11 protein-coding genes and 1 tRNA gene are annotated in these 16,873 nt (G+C 66.9%); 3 read left to right on the top strand and 9 right to left on the bottom strand.

The annotated features are described in order from the left end of the window. Positions 1-541 precede the first annotated feature (541 nt). The 9 genes from metG to AC1DK9_RS05455 form a co-directional block, all read right to left on the bottom strand. Positions 542-2,101 carry a methionine--tRNA ligase gene (metG, locus tag AC1DK9_RS05495; RefSeq protein WP_476915226.1) on the bottom strand — a complete coding sequence of 520 codons (1,560 nt, stop codon included), beginning with the start codon at positions 2,099-2,101 and terminating at the stop codon, positions 542-544. A gap of 9 nt (positions 2,102-2,110) precedes the next feature. Next, complete coding sequence (locus tag AC1DK9_RS05490; protein ID WP_476862723.1) at positions 2,111-2,878, bottom strand: ABC transporter ATP-binding protein; 768 nt, start codon at positions 2,876-2,878, stop codon at positions 2,111-2,113. Next, positions 2,875-5,664, bottom strand: a complete 2,790-nt coding sequence (locus AC1DK9_RS05485; protein WP_476915225.1) for an ABC transporter permease — start codon at positions 5,662-5,664, stop codon at positions 2,875-2,877. Before AC1DK9_RS05485 ends, AC1DK9_RS05490 begins: the two co-directional genes overlap by 4 nt. Positions 5,665-5,866: 202 nt before the next feature. Continuing rightward, a complete protein-coding gene (gene serA, locus AC1DK9_RS05480) occupies positions 5,867-7,462 on the bottom strand; it encodes a phosphoglycerate dehydrogenase (RefSeq protein WP_476915224.1) in 1,596 nt (531 codons plus the stop codon). A 143-nt stretch (positions 7,463-7,605) separates the two neighbouring features. After that, positions 7,606-8,631: a ketol-acid reductoisomerase gene (gene ilvC / locus AC1DK9_RS05475; protein WP_346960859.1), complete on the bottom strand. Its 1,026-nt coding sequence runs from the start codon at positions 8,629-8,631 to the stop codon at positions 7,606-7,608. Positions 8,632-8,710: 79 nt separating this feature from the next. After that, positions 8,711-9,223: an acetolactate synthase small subunit gene (ilvN, locus tag AC1DK9_RS05470; RefSeq protein WP_476862719.1), complete on the bottom strand. Its 513-nt coding sequence runs from the start codon at positions 9,221-9,223 to the stop codon at positions 8,711-8,713. A 2-nt stretch (positions 9,224-9,225) separates the two neighbouring features. Then, positions 9,226-11,124, bottom strand: coding sequence for an acetolactate synthase large subunit (locus tag AC1DK9_RS05465; RefSeq protein ID WP_476862718.1), 1,899 nt, complete (start codon positions 11,122-11,124; stop codon positions 9,226-9,228). A 410-nt stretch (positions 11,125-11,534) separates the two neighbouring features. Further along, positions 11,535-13,256: a dihydroxy-acid dehydratase gene (gene ilvD, locus AC1DK9_RS05460; protein WP_476862717.1), complete on the bottom strand. Its 1,722-nt coding sequence runs from the start codon at positions 13,254-13,256 to the stop codon at positions 11,535-11,537. A gap of 98 nt (positions 13,257-13,354) precedes the next feature. Next, positions 13,355-14,323: a LysR family transcriptional regulator gene (locus AC1DK9_RS05455; RefSeq protein ID WP_476862716.1), complete on the bottom strand. Its 969-nt coding sequence runs from the start codon at positions 14,321-14,323 to the stop codon at positions 13,355-13,357. Positions 14,324-14,427: 104 nt separating this feature from the next. On the opposite strand from AC1DK9_RS05455, the gene AC1DK9_RS05450 reads away from it, so the two are divergent. The 3 genes from AC1DK9_RS05450 to AC1DK9_RS05440 all read left to right on the top strand — a co-directional run bounded on the left by AC1DK9_RS05450 (position 14,428) and on the right by AC1DK9_RS05440 (position 16,798). Then, a complete protein-coding gene (locus AC1DK9_RS05450) occupies positions 14,428-15,462 on the top strand; it encodes a sunset domain-containing protein (protein WP_476915223.1) in 1,035 nt (344 codons plus the stop codon). A 2-nt stretch (positions 15,463-15,464) separates the two neighbouring features. Further along, complete coding sequence (locus AC1DK9_RS05445) at positions 15,465-16,604, top strand: PQQ-dependent sugar dehydrogenase (protein WP_476915222.1); 1,140 nt, start codon at positions 15,465-15,467, stop codon at positions 16,602-16,604. Positions 16,605-16,722: 118 nt separating this feature from the next. After that, positions 16,723-16,798: transfer RNA gene (locus AC1DK9_RS05440), tRNA-Lys, on the top strand. Positions 16,799-16,873: the final 75 nt, after the last annotated feature.

The raw sequence follows: 16,873 nt of genomic DNA, 5'->3' as shown, positions 1-16,873 counted from the left end.
ACAGGAGGAAAGCTCGGCGTGTCCGGCTTGTTCGAATTGTCCGGCTGGGACGACCCTGGTCCAGCCGGAGGGGTGGTTGAGCCGCCTGAGTGCACGCCCGTGGCATTGCTTGGTGGCGCGGCGTTTGCGGTTCCTGCGCTTCCCAGCAGGGCGAGTCCTAGGATCCCCACTGTAGCGATAGTTCGTCTCATCTTCGGTCGCTCCATCTAGAGTAGATTTCCGACCTGACTGCACCGCGCGGAGTACCCACTTGAGACCCCGTAATGAAACGTTTCGGAGCCTACAACAGTGAGGATGTAGTCCGACAGTTACTCCCCAGCAGATTTGTCAGTCCGCTAACGCTGTCAGGGTAGGTCGGGGTATGAGCGGCCGTCCCGAGTAATTACCGCCCGCTTTATCCGCGGAAATACCCGTTCACGGCGGAGGAACTACTGGGACACAAAAACGTCGAGGTGGCACTCTGCGGCAATGATCCTGGGACCGTTGCCGCGAAGTGCCACCTCGACGGTGGTGCGGTGTGTGGAGTTTGGCTGACCGGGCGCTACGCCTCTGCGGGCTCCTCGTACTTGGGGAAGACGGGGGCCGGTGCCGGCAAGACGGTTCCGGCCTCGATCGGGGTCTCCAGCGCCGCAAAGTCGCGGGACTCCCCTTCCTGCTGGCCGAGGCTGTCAAGGATGGCAGCGGCAGCCGTCGGCATGACCGGCTGGGCGAGGATGGCGACGATCCGCAGCACTTCGAGGGTGACGTAGAGAACCGTATTCATGCGTTCGACGTCGGTCTTCCGCAGCACCCACGGGGCCTGTTCGGCGAAGTAGGCGTTGGTGTCACCGAGGACGTTCCAGATTGCTTCGAGCGCGCGGCTGAACTCCTGCTTCTCGAAGGCGGCCCGGGCGATGCCCAACAGTCCGCGGGCCTGGCCCAGCAGCGCGGCATCCTCTGCGCTGAAGCCGGCCGGGACCGGGACGCGGCCCTCGCAGTTCTTGGCCACCATGGACAGGGAACGCTGGGCAAGGTTGCCGAAGTTGTTGGCCAGGTCCGAGTTCATCCGGCCGACAATCGCGTCGTGGCTGTAGTTGCCGTCGGCACCGAAAGGTACCTCGCGGAGCAGGAAGAAGCGCACCTGGTCCAGACCGTACTGCGCCACCCAGTCCGCCGGCGCCACCACGTTGCCCAGCGACTTGGACATCTTCACGCCCTGGTTGTGCAAGTGTCCGTGGATCATGACGCGCTTGGGCAGCTCCAGCCCCGCGGACATCAGGAACGCCGGCCAGTACACGGCGTGGAACCGGGAGATGTCCTTGCCAATCACGTGCACGTCGGCGGGCCAGTACTTCCGGAAGCTCTCCGACTCGGCATCCGGGAAGCCGACGCCGGTCAGGTAGTTGGTCAGCGCATCGACCCAGACGTACATCACGTGGTCCGGGTTGCCCGGTACCGGCACACCCCAGTTGAAGGAGGTCCTGCTGATCGAGAGGTCCTCGAGCCCGCCCTTGACGAAGCTGATGACCTCGTTGAAGCGGCTGTGCGGGGCGCCGAAGTCCGGCTGGTCGGCGTAGAGGGCCAGCAGTCTGTCCTGGTAGGCGGAGAGCTTGAAGAAGTAGCTTTCCTCCTCGGTCCAGGTCACCTCGGTACCGGTTTCGGAGGCGTAGCGGAGACCGTCGTCACGGACCTCGGTCTCGTCCTCGACAAAGTAGCGCTCGTCGCGGACCGAATACCAGCCGGCGTACTTGGAGAGATAGATGTCGCCGTTGGCTTCCATCCGCTGCCAAAGCGCCTTGGCAGCTTCGTAGTGGTCCGGATCGGTGGTGCGGATGAAGCGGCTGAGTGAAATGCCCAGGTCGTCACTCATCTGCCGGAACGCGGCCGAGTTGCGGTCGGCGAGTTCCTTGACCGGGATGCCTTCCTTTTCCGCCGTCTGCTGCATCTTCAGGCCGTGCTCGTCTGTGCCGGTCATGAAGAAGACGTCGTAGCCGTCCAGCCTCTTGAACCGCGCCATCGCGTCGGTGGCAATGACCTCGTAGGCGTGGCCGATGTGCGGCACGCCGTTGGGGTAGCTGATGGCCGTGGTGATGTAGAACGGGGTTTTCTCGGAAGGCGTCACGTTAATAACCTAGATCAGTTCGGTCAGGGTATCGCTCTGGCGGACAAGTTCGTGGTCGTGTGAAGCGACCAGGACGGCGATACCGTCCGACGTCGTGTCCTTGAGGATGCTGATGATGCGGTTGGCCGAGGTGCGGTCCAGGCTCGCGGTAGGCTCATCGACCACCAGCACGCGGGTGCCGAGGATCAGGGCACGGGCGATCGCCACGCGCTGGCGTTCGCCGCCGGAGAGCTGGGCCGGACGGTGCCGCATGCGCCGGCCGAGGCCAACCAGGTCGAGGAGGTCCTTGGCCATGTCGCGGCGCTGTTCCACCTCGCCGTCGGGCACAGCCGGAAGCAGAACGTTCTCAAGCGCGCTCATGCCGTCAATCAGGGCGCCGCCCTGGTCGACGTAACCAATCAGCGCACGGCGGCGGTCGGCGATCTCGTCGTCGCCCATGGTTTCGAGCGAGTCGCCTTCCCAGAAGACCCGGCCCGACGTCGGCAGGGTCAGGCCCGCGCCGACGGTGAGGATGCTGGTCTTGCCCGAGCCGGAGCGGCCGGCGACGCAGTGCATTTCGCCGGCGTGCAGCGTCATGTTGAAGTCGTCCACAACGTTGACGGCCTCGGCGCCGCCCTTTCCGCCGCCGTAGTGGATGGTGATGTTGCTCAGTTCCAGCGGCGTGGCGTGGTCCGCGGCCTTCACGATCGTGTTGGCGCGGGTTTGGTGGCCGCCGGTCACGGTGCTCTCCGGCATCCGGTTCCGGGCCGCCCTGGTCAGGTTCAGCTCGTTAGTCATTGGACCACTTTCGTTGCAATCGGAATCCAGCAAAGTACAGCCACGAGTCCGGCGATTCCGGCCCAGAGCGCGGCATAGGGGGCGAGGAGCAAGCCAATGCCCAGGGCGCCGAGGACACCCAGCGGCACGGCGATGGCTCCCACCATGGCGTTTTCGAAGAAGCGGACCTGGCCCAGCATGTCGGGGTTCCAGCCCATCGCCTGCAGGATGCCCAGGTACTGGCGTTTGGCTCCCAGTTCAAAGCGTCCGGTGACCAAGGTCAGCAACAGGCCCACGGCAACCCCGGACACACCCAGGATGATGCTCGGCATCGCGATGCTGGCCGCGGCAAGTCCGCTGAGGGCGCTGGCTCCGGCGGCGCGCGGGATGTCGATCAGCAGCGCGGCGAGTCCACCCACCGCGGCGCCGAAGACGCCGACGGCGACTGCCAGGGAACCGGTGTTGAACTTATTGGTGCTCAGTTGCCTGCTGGCGAAAGTCAGCGGCGAATCGACCGGGATGAGCCGCTCGTCGTGCTGCGGCTCCTGGTCGATGACCTCGCGGTGGCGCAGCTGCTGCGCGGCGAAGTAGGCGGCGCCGCAGTACAGGACCAGGACCGAAGCGGAGACCACCGCGGTGGCGGGGTTCCAGCTGATCAGGCTCAGGGCGATGCCCACTACTGCCAGCAAGGCAGCGCCGACGCCGAACTCGGCGAGCACCCAGGACCGGATCTTGCGCTGCGTCCAGCCCATGGCCCGGAGCGTTCCGGCCTCGCGGCGGCGCTTGCGGACGTAGCTGACGGTGGAGGCGCCGGTGAGCAGGGCGGCCCCGCACAGGGTCAGGAAGAGCAGGGTCAGGTTGGTGCCGGTCAGCGAGCCCGAGACGGCGTCCGCGGCGTCCTGGCGGACCCACGACTGCTGCACGGTGCCGAGCGGCGATTCCTTGCCCGCGTCGTCCTTGGAGTAACCGGGCACGAAGATGCTGGCATCCTCGCGGGCCGAGCCGGCAACCACGGTCGCCTGCAGGCCCATGCCGCGGATCTCGTTGGCAAGCTTATCGACCTCGGGCTGGGCCTGCTTCCAGCTGCCGTCGACCTTGGCACGGACGCGGACCGCGTCGATCACGGAGGCGTTCTTCTCGTAGCCACGGGCGGCCGCCAGGCCGTAGTAGTCGGTGATGGCGCCGGCCGACTGGCTGACCAATCCGGTACTACTGAGCGAGGGCTTGAGCGCGGTCTTCTCGACGTCCTTGCCGTCCGCATCCTTGGTCAGGGTGAACGGGGTCGGGTCGTAGCCGCCAAGCGGGAGGCGGTTGACGTCGCCGGCCGCGTCCTGGACCTTGGCCGGGTCGAAAGTGCCGTAGACCATCGCCAGCGGCGTGGCCGGCTTCTTTCCGGTGGCGAGGTTCTCGCGGTAGGACCGCTCGTCGACCGGTGTGCGCTGCGTCTGGTCCACGGGGGCGTCGTTGGCGCCCTTCTCCGGCAACCGGTTGACGGTGACCCAGTCGCCCGGAACTGCGGATTTGTCGACGGCGCCGTTGCCGGCGGTCTGCCCGTCCTTGTACTTGGGCGCGGCAGCGAAGTCCGTGCTCCAGGTCGCCGGGTTGTAGAGGCCCTGGCCGAAGCTGCCGGTGTCACCGAGCAGCTTCGAGAGGTCCTTGGATCCGGGCCATTCGAGGGCGAACGGGGACTTGGAAACGAACGGCAGGTAGTCCTTGTCCAGCGAGCGGGTCACGGTCCCGACGTCCTTGGTGACGTTGCCGGCGTCGTCGATTTCCTCGATCTTGACGGAGTACTTGAGGTCCAGCGAAGTGCCGGACCGCACGATCAGCGGAATCGCCTGCGAATCATCGGTCAGTTGTCCGGCACGCTTGGCCTGCTGGTACTGCGTCATCAGTGGAGCCCAGTACTTCAGTTTGACGCCGAGGAAGTCGGGGCCTTCCTTGAGCTGCTCCATGCTGATGCCGCTGGTGAAAAGGCTCTCGAAGTGGCGGCCGATCGCGCCGGCGTTGCGGGCGTCTGCCGGGGGCGCCTTTTCCAGCGGCGCGAGGAAGTCGCCGGCGCCGCCCAGCAGCGCGCGCTCGGAGACGGGGTCGACGGCGACGACGGACTCGGTCACCTGCGGAGCCAGCGGCAGTGAGACCGAGAGGTTGAAGAGATTGTGCTCCGAGCCGCCGGCCGGCGCGGGGAACTTGATTCCGGTTTCGCCTTCCGGTCCTGCGATGCGGACGTTCTTGCCGCCGGCCACTTCCTCTTCGATGAGCTTGGCCTTGCCGAGGGAGCCTTCGGCGGTTGTCTTGAACAGGGTCTGCTCGGACTTGCCGTCAGATTTCACGGCGCTGGCGGTGAGGCGGTACTTCTTGACCGTGTCGCTCAGGACGGACTCTGCGGCGGGCCACTTCGACGGATCGGTGGCGCTGGGGTCACCGGCGGTGCCGGCGAGGCCGGCGTTGTAGCCGAGGTAGTCGGTAGCGTCGAGGCGCGGGGTCTCGAGGTTCTGCGAGACCCGGGAAACGAGGCTGATCGGAGCGGCCACGGAGGTGCCGGAGAGCTTGCGGATCGAGTCCAGCTGGTCGAAGCTGATGCCGCCCTGGCCGGTGGCGATCTCGGGCTGCATGAGCCCGCCCTTATCATCGGCCTTGGCCTGGACCAGGATGTCGTAGAGCCCTCGGGAATTTTGGTCGACGGTACGGTTCAGCGCGGCCTGCGACTGGCCCTGAACCAGCACGGATAGGCACATCGCCACGATCAAAATGGACGCGGTCAGCAAAAGCACTCTGCTTCTGATGAACCTCTGGACGGCGTTCATTGGGCTCCTGAAAGCTGGATTGCGTGCGCACACCGCTGTTCATTCCGCGCGGAAATGAAGGCGTCCCCGGCCGGGTGTGCAAAAGTAAAGGCCGGTCTGCCGGCCACATCCGAAATTCGGACCTAGCCATTGTACGCAGACCGGCCGCTCATTCGTGGCCGCCTGCGACGGTGTTGCCGCCGCAGGCGCCCACGTTGGGGACCTAGTCCTCGAGGTCGACCTCGCGGACCATGTCGGCCCCGATTCCGGCCTTGATCGCTTCCAGGACCTGCTGCGGCACGGAGCTGTCGATGGTCAGCAGGGCAAGCACCTGGCCGCCCTCATCCTGGCGTGCCACCTGCATGCCGGCAATGTTGATGTTGTTCATGCCGAGGATGTGGCCGATCGTGCCAATCACGCCGGGGCGGTCCGAATAGGCCACCACCACGAGGTGTTCGCTGATCGGAATCTCGACCTCGAAGCCGTTGATCCCGACGAGCTTCTGGATCTGCTTGGGCCCGGTCAGCGTGCCGGCCACCGAGATCTGGCTGCCGTCGCTGAGCGCCCCCCGCAGGGTCAGTACGTTGCGGTAGGACTCCGTGTCCGGTGTGGTGATGAGCCGGACGTTGATCCCCCGCTGCTCGGCGATCACCGGCGCGTTGACGTAGGAGACCTGTTCGGTCACGACGTCGGCGAAGATGCCCTTGAGGGCCGCGAGCTCGAGGACCTTGACGTCCAGCGACGAGATCTCGCCAGCCACCTCGACGTCGAACTGCGTCAGCGAGGCGTGGGTCATGGCGGTGAAGATCCGGCCCAGCTTCTCGATCAGCGGGATGCCGGGGCGTACGTCCGGGGCGATGACGCCGCCGGCGACGTTCACGGCGTCAGGCACCAGCTCGCCGGCAAGGGCCTGCCGGACGGACTTCGCCACCGAGACGCCGGCCTTTTCCTGGGCCTCGTCGGTGGAGGCACCCAGGTGCGGGGTCACCACGACGTTGTCGAGCTTGAAGAACGGCAGGTCGGTGCTGGGCTCCTTGACGAACACGTCGACGCCGGCACCGGCGATCTCGCCCGACTCCAGCGCGGCGTACAGGGCTTCCTCGTCGACCAGGCCGCCGCGGGCGACGTTGACGACGTAAGCGCTGGGCTTCATCTTCTTGAACGCCTCGGCGCCGAGCATGCCGACGGTCTCGGGCGTCTTGGGCATGTGGATGGTGATGAAGTCGGACTGGGCGAGCAGCTCGTCCAGGGTCACCAGCTGCACGCCGAGCTGGGCGGCGCGGGCGGAGGTGATGTAGGGGTCGTAGGCGAGGATCTTTGTGTCGAAGCCCTTCAGCCGGGCCGCGACCAGGGCGCCGATCCGGCCGAGGCCGATGATGCCGATTTTCTTCTCGAAGAGCTCGGTGCCGGTGTACTTGGACCGCTTCCATTCGCCGTCCTTGAGCGCGGCGGAGGCCTGCGGGATGTGGCGGGCGAGGCTGAGGATGTGGCCGACGGTGAGTTCGGCGGCGGAGACGATGTTCGACGTCGGGGCGTTGACCACCATCACGCCGGCCTGCGTCGCGGCCTTGATGTCGACGTTGTCCAGGCCCACGCCGGCGCGCGCGATCACCTTGAGGTTCTTCGCGGCGGCGATGGCCTCGGCGTCGACCTGGGTGGCGGAACGGATCAGGATCGCGTCGACGTCGGCGATCGCGGAGAGCAGCTGGGAACGGTCGGCTCCGTCGGTCTGGCGGATTTCAAAGTCCGGGCCGAGGGCCTCGACTGTGGCGGGCGAAAGTTCCTCAGCGAGGAGTACGACAGGTTTGGTGCTTGTCACCGGTGACCTCTTTAGCTCTCTTGTGTATCAGGTGGGGATTTGGAACGTTGGGTGGCGGACGGCGGTGTCCTTTCGGCTGCTGCGCTCGTTCCTCACGCAACAACGCAGCCTTCAAGGACACCACCGCCCACCACCACCGGGATTTAGCGGGCGACGGAGCCTTCGGTGTAGTCGTCTTCGTTCTTGATCCAGGAGAACAGCTTGCGCAGTTCGCGGCCGGTGGCCTCGATCGGGTGGTCCTCGCCCTTCTTGCGCAGGGCCTTGAACTCGGGGGCTCCGGCGTCCTGGTCGTCGATGAACCGCTTGGCGAAGGTGCCGTCCTGGATGTCCTTGAGGACAGCCTTCATGTTCTCCTTCACCTCGGGGGTGATGACGCGCGGGCCGGAGACGTAGTCGCCGTATTCCGCGGTGTCCGAGACGCTCCAGCGCTGCTTCGCGATGCCGCCCTCGACCATCAGGTCAACGATCAGCTTGAGCTCGTGCAGCACCTCGAAGTAGGCGACCTCGGGCTTGTAGCCGGCCTCGGTGAGGGTCTCGAAGCCGTACATGATCAGCTGCGAGGCGCCGCCGCAGAGGACCGCCTGCTCGCCAAAGAGGTCGGTTTCGGTCTCTTCGGTGAAGGTGGTCTCGATGACGCCGGCGCGGGTGCCGCCGATCGCCTTAGCGTAGGACAGGGCCAGTTCCTTGGCCTTGCCGGAAGCGTTCTGCTCGACGGCGATCAGGTCCGGCACGCCGCGGCCGGCTTCGAACTCGCGGCGCACGATGTGGCCCGGGCCCTTGGGGGCGACGAGGGCGACATCGACGTCGGCCGGCGGCTGGATGTAGCCGTAGCGGATGTTGAAGCCGTGGCCGAAGAACAGGGCGTCGCCGGCCTGCAGGTTCGGGGCGATGTCCTCGGCGTAGACGTGGCGCTGGACCTGGTCCGGGGTGAGGATCATGATGAGGTCTGCTTCGGCGGTGGCGTCGGCGACGTTGAGCACGCGCAAGCCCTCGGCCTCGGCCTTGGCGCGGGACTTGGAATCTTCCTTCAGGCCGACGCGGACGTCAACACCGGAATCGCGCAGGCTGAGGGCGTGGGCGTGGCCCTGGGAGCCGTAACCGATGACGGCGACGGTGCGGCCCTGGATGATCGACAGGTCGGCGTCGTCGTCGTAGAACATTTCAGTCACTGGGGTGTCTCCTTTGAATGGATTCTGTGGTGTTGTCTGTGAAACTCGGGGATGTTGCGGCAGGCCCGGCGGGCCCGATTTAGGCGGAGCGCAGGGCCCGGTCGCTCATGGAGCGGGACCCGCGTCCGACGGCGAGGGTACCGGACTGCACGATTTCGCGGACGCCGAAGGGCTCCAGCACCGAAAGCAGTGCCGAGAGCTTGTCGGGGTGGCCGGTGGCTTCGATGACGACCGACTCGGTGGAGACGTCGACCACTGAAGCGCGGAAGAGATCGGCTGCCTGGGTTACCTGCAGCCGGGTTGCGGCATCCGCACGTACCTTGACCAGGATGTGGTCGCGCTGTACGGAAGATTCGGGGGTGAGCTCGACGATCTTGATCACGTTGATCAGCTTGTTCAGCTGTTTGGTGACCTGTTCGATCAGCTCGCCGTCGGCGTCGACCACCACGGTCATCCGGGAGATGCCCGGAACTTCGGTGGGGCCGACAGCCAGGGAATTGATGTTGAAGGCGCGCCGGGCGAAGAGGCTGGCCACGCGGGTCAGCACGCCGGGCTTGTCCTCGACCAGGACGGAGAGTGTATGGCGGGTCATGTTCAGTCCTCTTCTTCCCAGTCCGGGGTCATGTTGCGGGCAACCTGGATCTGGTCGTTGCTGACTCCGGCGGGGACCATCGGCCACACCATGGAGTTGGGGCTGACGACGAAGTCGATCACGACAGGGCGGTCGTTGATCGCCAGGGCCTGCTGGATGGTGGCGTCGATGTCCTCGTCGCGTTCGCAACGGAACGAGGCGCAGCCGTAGGCGTCCGCCAGCTTGACGAAGTCCGGGATGCGGACGGTGTCATGGCCGGTGTTCAGGTCCGTGTTGGAGTAGCGGCCCTCGTAGAAGAGGGTCTGCCACTGGCGCACCATGCCCAGCGAGGAGTTGTTGATCACCGCCACCTTGATCGGGATCTTGTTGATGGCGCAGGTGGCGAGTTCCTGGTTGGTCATCTGGAAGCAGCCGTCGCCGTCGATCGCCCAGACCACCCGGTCCGGCTCCCCCACCTTGGCTCCCATGGCGGCAGGTACGGCATAGCCCATGGTGCCGGCGCCGCCGGAGTTCAGCCAGGCATGCGGGCGTTCGTACTTAATGAACTGCGAGGCCCACATCTGGTGCTGGCCGACGCCGGCGACGTAGACGCCCTCCGGGCCGGTGAGGGCACCGATCCGCTCGATCACGCGCTGCGGCGCGCTGAGGCCGTCCTCCGGCTCGGTCCAGCCGAGCGGGTAGGTCTCCTTGAGGTTATTCAGGAAGGCCCACCAGTTCGTCAGGTCCGGGGTGCCGGAGGCCTCGAACTGCAGGCGCAGCGCCTCGCTGAGCTCCGGGATGATTTCCTTGACCGAGCCCACGATCGGCACATCGGCGGTGCGGTTCTTGGAGATCTCGGCCGGGTCGATGTCCGCGTGGATGACCTTGGCATTCGGGGCGAAGGACTTCAGGATGCCGGTGACCCGGTCATCGAAGCGCGCGCCGAGCGTGATCAGGAGGTCGGACTGCTGCAGCGCGGTAACGGCGGAAACCGTGCCGTGCATGCCGGGCATGCCGACGTGCTGAGGGTGCGAGTCCGGGAAGACGCCGCGGGCCATCAGCGTCGTAACCACGGGGGCGCCGGAGAGTTCGGCGAGCTCCCGCAGTTCGGCCGACGCGTGCGCCTTGACGACGCCGCCGCCGACGTAGAGCACCGGCTTGTTGGCGGCGGCGATCAGCCGCGCGGCTTCACGGACCTGCTTGCTGTGGCCGCGGAGTACAGGCCGGTAGCCGGGCAGGTCGATCTTCGGCGGCCAGGAGAACGTCATCTGGCCCTGCTGGGCATCCTTGGCCACGTCCACCAGGACGGGGCCGGGGCGGCCCGTCGAGGCGAGGTGGAATGCCTCAGCCATCACGTGCGGGATGTCGTTGGGGTCGGTGACCAGGAAGGAGTGCTTGGTGATCGGCATCGTGATGCCGACGATGTCCGCTTCCTGGAAAGCGTCGGTGCCGATCACCCCACTGGAGACCTGTCCAGTGATAGCGACCATCGGCACGGAGTCCATGTGGGCATCCATGATGGCGGTAACGAGGTTGGTGGCGCCCGGGCCGGAGGTGGCGATGCAGACGCCCACCCGCCCGGTGACCATGGCATAGCCTTGCGCGGCGTGGCCGGCTCCCTGTTCGTGGCGCACCAGAATGTGGTTCATTTTGGAGGCCATCAAAGGGTCATAGGTGGGCAGGATCGCGCCACCGGGCAAACCGAAAATGTCCTGGACGCCGAGTTCTTCGAGCGAGCGGACGATTGCTTGCGAGCCTGTCATCACCGTCGGGGGTACGACGGTGTTCGGCCCAAGGACGGGAGAGGCAGCAGCATGCTCGACGCCGGCGTCTGCCGGGCGTTCGATGCGTTCCGGAGCCTTGTGGGCTCCAGCGGACTTTGTGGCCATCAGCGAGGGGCTGATCGGCGATCCTTTGCTCATCGGACTCTTCCTTTGGTGGATCTGTGGGTGGATCTACGGTGATCGTGTGGTGCTGGTGGTGCTGATGGAACGGAAATAAAAAAACCCCTCAGCCTGGAGGCTCTTCGAGGGGTTTGCGCGTGGCGATTCGTTACCAGGAACGGCTATTGAGCCACGCGCTTGGTAAGGACGACGACTGCAGCTGCGCAAGCGCCGCCGGTAACGATCTCGATCATGCGTTCAGTTTTCCCTCTTAGCAAGACAGGTGTCAACGAGCCTTCGCCGTGTCTCACTATGTGGACCACGCCGTCCACTAGCTGGGATCCCCGGTTCTTCCCTGGCGGCCCGGCAGCCTTCGGCGCCGGGCCTAATAAGGAGACTCCCGAGGGGCCCAGGGATGCGGCGCTCGCGCCGCATACCTGGGGAAGGCATTACCCGCAGTAGGCGCCGGTGGAGGCGCTGTGGACGAGCTTCGCGTACTTGGCGAGCACGCCCTTGGTGAACTTGGCAGGCAACGGCTCCCAGCCCACCTTGCGCGCTTCGAGCTCGGCCGGCTCCACCAGCAGGTCGAACGACCGGGCGGCAATATCGACGCGGATCCGGTCGCCGTCCTTGACGAAGGCGATGGGGCCGCCGTCGACCGCTTCCGGAGCGACGTGGCCGATGCACAGGCCGGTGGTGCCGCCCGAGAAGCGGCCGTCGGTGAGCAGCAGGACGTCCTTGCCGAGGCCGGCGCCCTTGATGGCGCCGGTGATGGCCAGCATCTCGCGCATGCCCGGTCCGCCCTTGGGGCCCTCGTAGCGGATGACGACGACGTCGCCGGCCTTGATCTCGCCCTTGTCCAGCGCGTCCAGGGCACCCTGCTCGCGCTCGAAGACGCGGGCGGTGCCCTCGAAGACGTCGGCGTCGAAGCCGGCGCTCTTGACGACGGCACCTTCCGGTGCCATCGAGCCGTGCAGGATGGTGATGCCGCCGGTCTTGTGGATCGGGTTGTCCAGTGCGCGGAGGATCTTGCCGTCGACGTCCGGCGGGTTGATGGCGTCCAGGTTCTCCGCGACGGTCTTGCCGGTCACGGTCAGGCAGTCGCCGTGCAGCAGGCCGGCGTCGAGCAGGGCCTTCATGATCACCGGCACGCCGCCGATCTTGTCGACGTCGGTCATCACGTAGCGGCCGAAGGGCTTCAGGTCGCCCAGGTGCGGGATCTTGTCGCCGATCCGGTTGAAGTCGTCCAGGGTCAGCTCGACCTCGGCTTCGCGGGCGATGGCCAGCAGGTGCAGGACAGCGTTCGTCGAACCGCCGAAGGCCATGGTGACGGCGATCGCGTTCTCGAACGCCTTCTTGGTCATGATGTCGCGGGCGGTGATGCCGAGGCGGAGCAGGTTCACCACAGCCTCGCCGGACTTGCGTGCGAAGTCATCACGACGGCGGTCGGCCGAGGGCGGCGCGGCGGAGCCGGGGAGGGACATGCCGAGGGCCTCGCCGATGCAGGCCATGGTGTTGGCCGTGTACATGCCGCCGCAGGCGCCTTCGCCCGGGCAGATGGCCTTTTCGATCCGGGTCAGGTCCTCCATGCTCATCTTGCCGGCGGCGCAGGCGCCCACGGCTTCGAAGGCGTCAATGAGGGTGACCTCTTTTTCGGAGCCGTCCTCCAGCTTGACCCAGCCGGGCATGATGGAGCCGGCGTAAAGGAAGACGCTGGCCAGGTCGAGGCGGGCAGCGGCCATCAGCATGCCCGGCAGGGACTTGTCGCAGCCGGCCAGCAGCACCGAGCCGTCGATCCGCTCGGCCTGCATCACGGTCTCGACCGAGTCCGCAATAACCTCACGCGAGACGAGGGAGAAGTGCATGCCCTCGTGGCCCATGGAGATGCCGTCGGAAACCGAGATGGTGCCGAACTGCATCGGGAAACCGCCGCCGGCGTGGACGCCTTCCTTCGCGCCTTGGGCCAGTCGGTTCAGGGAAAGGTTGCAGGGAGTGATTTCGTTCCACGAACTTGCCACGCCCACCTGGGGCTTGGCGAAGTCGTCGTCGCCCATGCCGACCGCCCGGAACATGCCGCGCGCGGGGGCTGCGTGGATTCCGTCGGTGACGACCCGGCTGCGGGGCTTGATGTCCGGCTTGGTCTCTGTCGCTGTTTGGGTGTCCTCACTCATGGCTCAAAGTCTAGGGCTCCGCCGAGGGCAGCAACGAGCCGGATTGGCTCATTAAGCGCAAAACCGGGAATATTTCGCCCAAATAGTGGACGCTTGTCTCATTTGCTGGACGTAAGCGCGGCATTGCCCTGGATGCTGTGAGCCGCATCACGCAATTCGGGCGCATCGGCGAGGGCCTGGGCCTCCGCTTTGAGCAGCACGAGCACCTGCTGGATGGTGGTGCGCGCCGCGGCCTCGGGGCGGGCCAGGGCCACGATGCTCCGGCTGGCCTTCACGCCGCGGAGCGGTCGGAGCACGAAGCCGCGGCCCTGGTTCTTCAGGGCGGTGTAGCGCGGCAGCAGGCTGAGCCCGTGCCCGGCGCTGACAAGGGCCTCCAGCACGCGCAGGTCCGGGAAGAGCTGGGCCCGCAGGGCCGGGGAATCGGCCTGCATCTCGATCTGGCGCAGCACGGTATCAAAGGGGAAGCCGTCGGGCACGCCCATCCAGGGGTAGCCGATGACGTCCTCCGCGCTGAGCGTCGCCTTGCCGGCCAGTTCGTGGTCCGTTGGGACTGCTACGTCCAGCGGCTCCTCCAGCAGGGGGATCACTTGCAGGCCCTGGCGGGCGAAGACCTCGGGCCCGTCCACGCTGTGGGCCAGGACGATGTCGTAGTCGGCGGCCAGGGCGGCGAATCCTGCGACTCCGGGGTCCTCGAAGTGCGCCTCGAAGCGGAGCCCGTCGATCTCCTTCACGCGGTGCAGCAGTCCTGGCAGGAACATTTCCGCTGCACTCGGAAAGAATGCCGCCTTGATCTGCGTCTGCCAGCCGAGCCGGTAGGTGTCGATGGTGGCCTCCGCACGGGCCATGGCCGTGGACACCTCTGCCGCGGCTCCGGCCATGGCCAGCCCCGCCTCGGTCAGCCGCACTCCCCTGCCGGACTTCTCAACGAGCACCACGCCGAGCTCGTCCTGCAGGATTTTCAGCTGCTGCGAGACGGCCGAGGGCGTCACCCGCATGGACTCCGCCGTGGCGCCCACGGAGCCGCGGTCCGCCAGCTCGCGGAGAATCTGCAGTCGCTTGAAATCCATGCAGCGAGGCTACACGGGGCGCGTCCGGAACGCTGGACAGCCGCGTCGGGCCGGACGTAACGTCAAACAGCGGCAACCTTGCCGCCCGGACAAAGGATTCGACTATGGATTGGATTATCTGGCTCGTCGTCATCGTGGTCATTGTCGGGGTCGTGTGGTGGCTGCTGAACCGCAACAACGCCCGCAGTGGCGCTACAACCCCGCCGTCCACCGGGGCAGGAACGCCTGCCTCCCCGCGGGTTTCCGAGGACCGGCTTTCCGAGGACCGGCCCGGCCACGACGGCGCCCTGTCCGGGGGTACCGCCGCCGCGTCGGCCGCAGCGGCCGCCACCACCGGTATTCCGTCCGCCGCCGGATTCGGCAACGCGGAACCGGTGCCGCCCACCACAGCCGACGACCGCGCGGCAACAGTGAGTCCTCCGGCCGGCAGCACGGCCCCCGAGTCCGCCGACGTCGGGAGCCCTGACGTGAAGAGTCCCCGCATCGATAGCGCCTCCCAGGAGGGCACCGCCGCCGGTGGCGCAGCGGAGGAAAACGCTGAGTGGGAGACCCAGTGGTCGGAGACGCCGCCCGCCGAGGCGCACGCCGCCACGCATCACGACCTTCACCACGGCGGCCACGGGGAGCAGGTGGCCCACGGCGCCCAGCTGGCACCCGACTCCCATGCCGAGGCCCCCACGAACCCTGCGACGGGAGCGGCCGCTGCCGCCACCACGCCGGAATCTCAGTCGGCGGAACATGTCCCGGTGCACCACGCCGAATACACCGAACCGCATGCCCCCACCCTCCCCGGCGCGGAGTCCGCGGCGGCCGAGGCTGCAGAGCTGGAGACGGCGCAGGCCGCGTCGTCGGCCGCACTCACCGAGGGCGCAGCCAGCCACTCCGCGGCGCCGGCCGGGCATCCCGCGGCGCCGGCCGGGCACCTGGCCGTCGAACAGCCATACGGCGAGGGTTCCGCCGCGCCGGCCCCGGACGGAAGCGGGCCAGAGGGATTCGCCGTCAAGGGGAACGCGTCGTCGATGATCTACCACGACGAAACCAGCCCCTCCTACGAGGAGACCGTGGCCGAGGTCTGGTTCCTCTCTGCCGCCCACGCCGAAGCGGCAGGCTTCCGGCCGCCACGCCGGTCCCGGATCTAGCAATGCGGCGGCGGTCGCCACGGCGCGCGGCCCGGGTAGCGGCCGTGGCGGCGCTGACCGCCGCCCTGGCCGCGGCCGGCTGTACCCCCGGCCCCACCGCTCCCCCGCCCGGTAACACCCCGGCCGCCGGCAGCCAGAGCGCTGGCAGCCCAAACGCTGGTAGCCAAGCCGCGCCGGCGGCGCCGCGAGTCGCTGGCCGCATCGAGGCCGGGCTGGCGATGCCGTGGTCCACGGTCTTCCTGCCGGACGGCACGGCCCTCATCTCGGAGCGGGACAGCGGGCTGGTGAAGGCGGTGCCGCCCCGAGGGGGCGCTGCCGCAACGACGGTCGGCAAGGTGCCCGACGTCGTTCCCGGCGGCGAGGGCGGACTGCTGGGGCTGGCCATCTCCCCCGACCTCGCAAGCGGCAGGTACCTCTACGCGTACTTCACGGCCACCGCGGACAACCGGATCGCACGCTTCCGGCTCGGCAAGGACGGCCTGCCGGATCTGGGCTCCCCCGAAGTCATCTTTACCGGCATCCCCAAGGCCTCCACGCATAACGGCGGCCGCATCCGGTTCGGCCCTGACGGATACCTCTACGTCGGAACCGGTGACTCCCAGCGCCGCGGCCAACCGCAGGACCGCAACGCCCTCGGCGGCAAGATCCTCCGCCTCACCCCGGACGGCAGCCCGGCCCCCGGCAACCCCTTCGGCGCGAACCCCGTCTACAGCCTGGGGCACCGGAACGTCCAAGGCCTCGACTGGGACAGCGCGGGCCGGTTGTGGGCCAGCGAATTCGGCCCGGACAGAGACGACGAACTGAACCTGATTGTCCCGGGCGGCAACTACGGCTGGCCCGAGGTGACGGGCGCCCCGCACCGCGCGGGATTCCTTGATGCGAAGGTGGTGTGGCCTTCGACGGCGGACTCTTCGCCCAGCGGACTCGAAATTGTCGGCGACACGGCCTACCTGGGCGCACTCCGGGGCCAGCGGCTGTGGGCGGTTCCGTTGCGCGGCAAATACGCCGGCGATCCTGTGGCCTATTTCACAGGCGAGTACGGCCGGATCCGCGACGTTTCGCTTGCCCCTGACGGCCGCCTCTGGGCCCTCAGCAACGGCAAAAACCCTGATTTTGTGCTGATTTTGACACTCCCCGGCTAGCCGTGGAGCGTCGTAGGAAGCTCGATTTCACACTGCACCAAAACTCGTGTAGAGTTTCATGTCGTTGCGGAGAACACCGCGGGAAATAAAAAGCCCGAGGGAAACGAAAACAACAGTTGCACCTCTAGCTCAACTGGCAGAGCAATTGACTCTTAATCAATGGGTTCCGGGTTCGAGTCCCGGGGGGTGCACCAAAGGAAAACCCCGTTCGGCAGGCTGAAAAGCTTGCCGAACGGGGTTTCTTTTTTTGCCCAGAAGCCACTGCGTCT

The sequence above is a fragment of the Arthrobacter sp. 01T414 genome (genome assembly GCF_056398965.1).
The sequence above is the reverse complement of the archived record's forward strand: the minus strand, read 5'-3'. Positions and strand labels throughout refer to the sequence as shown.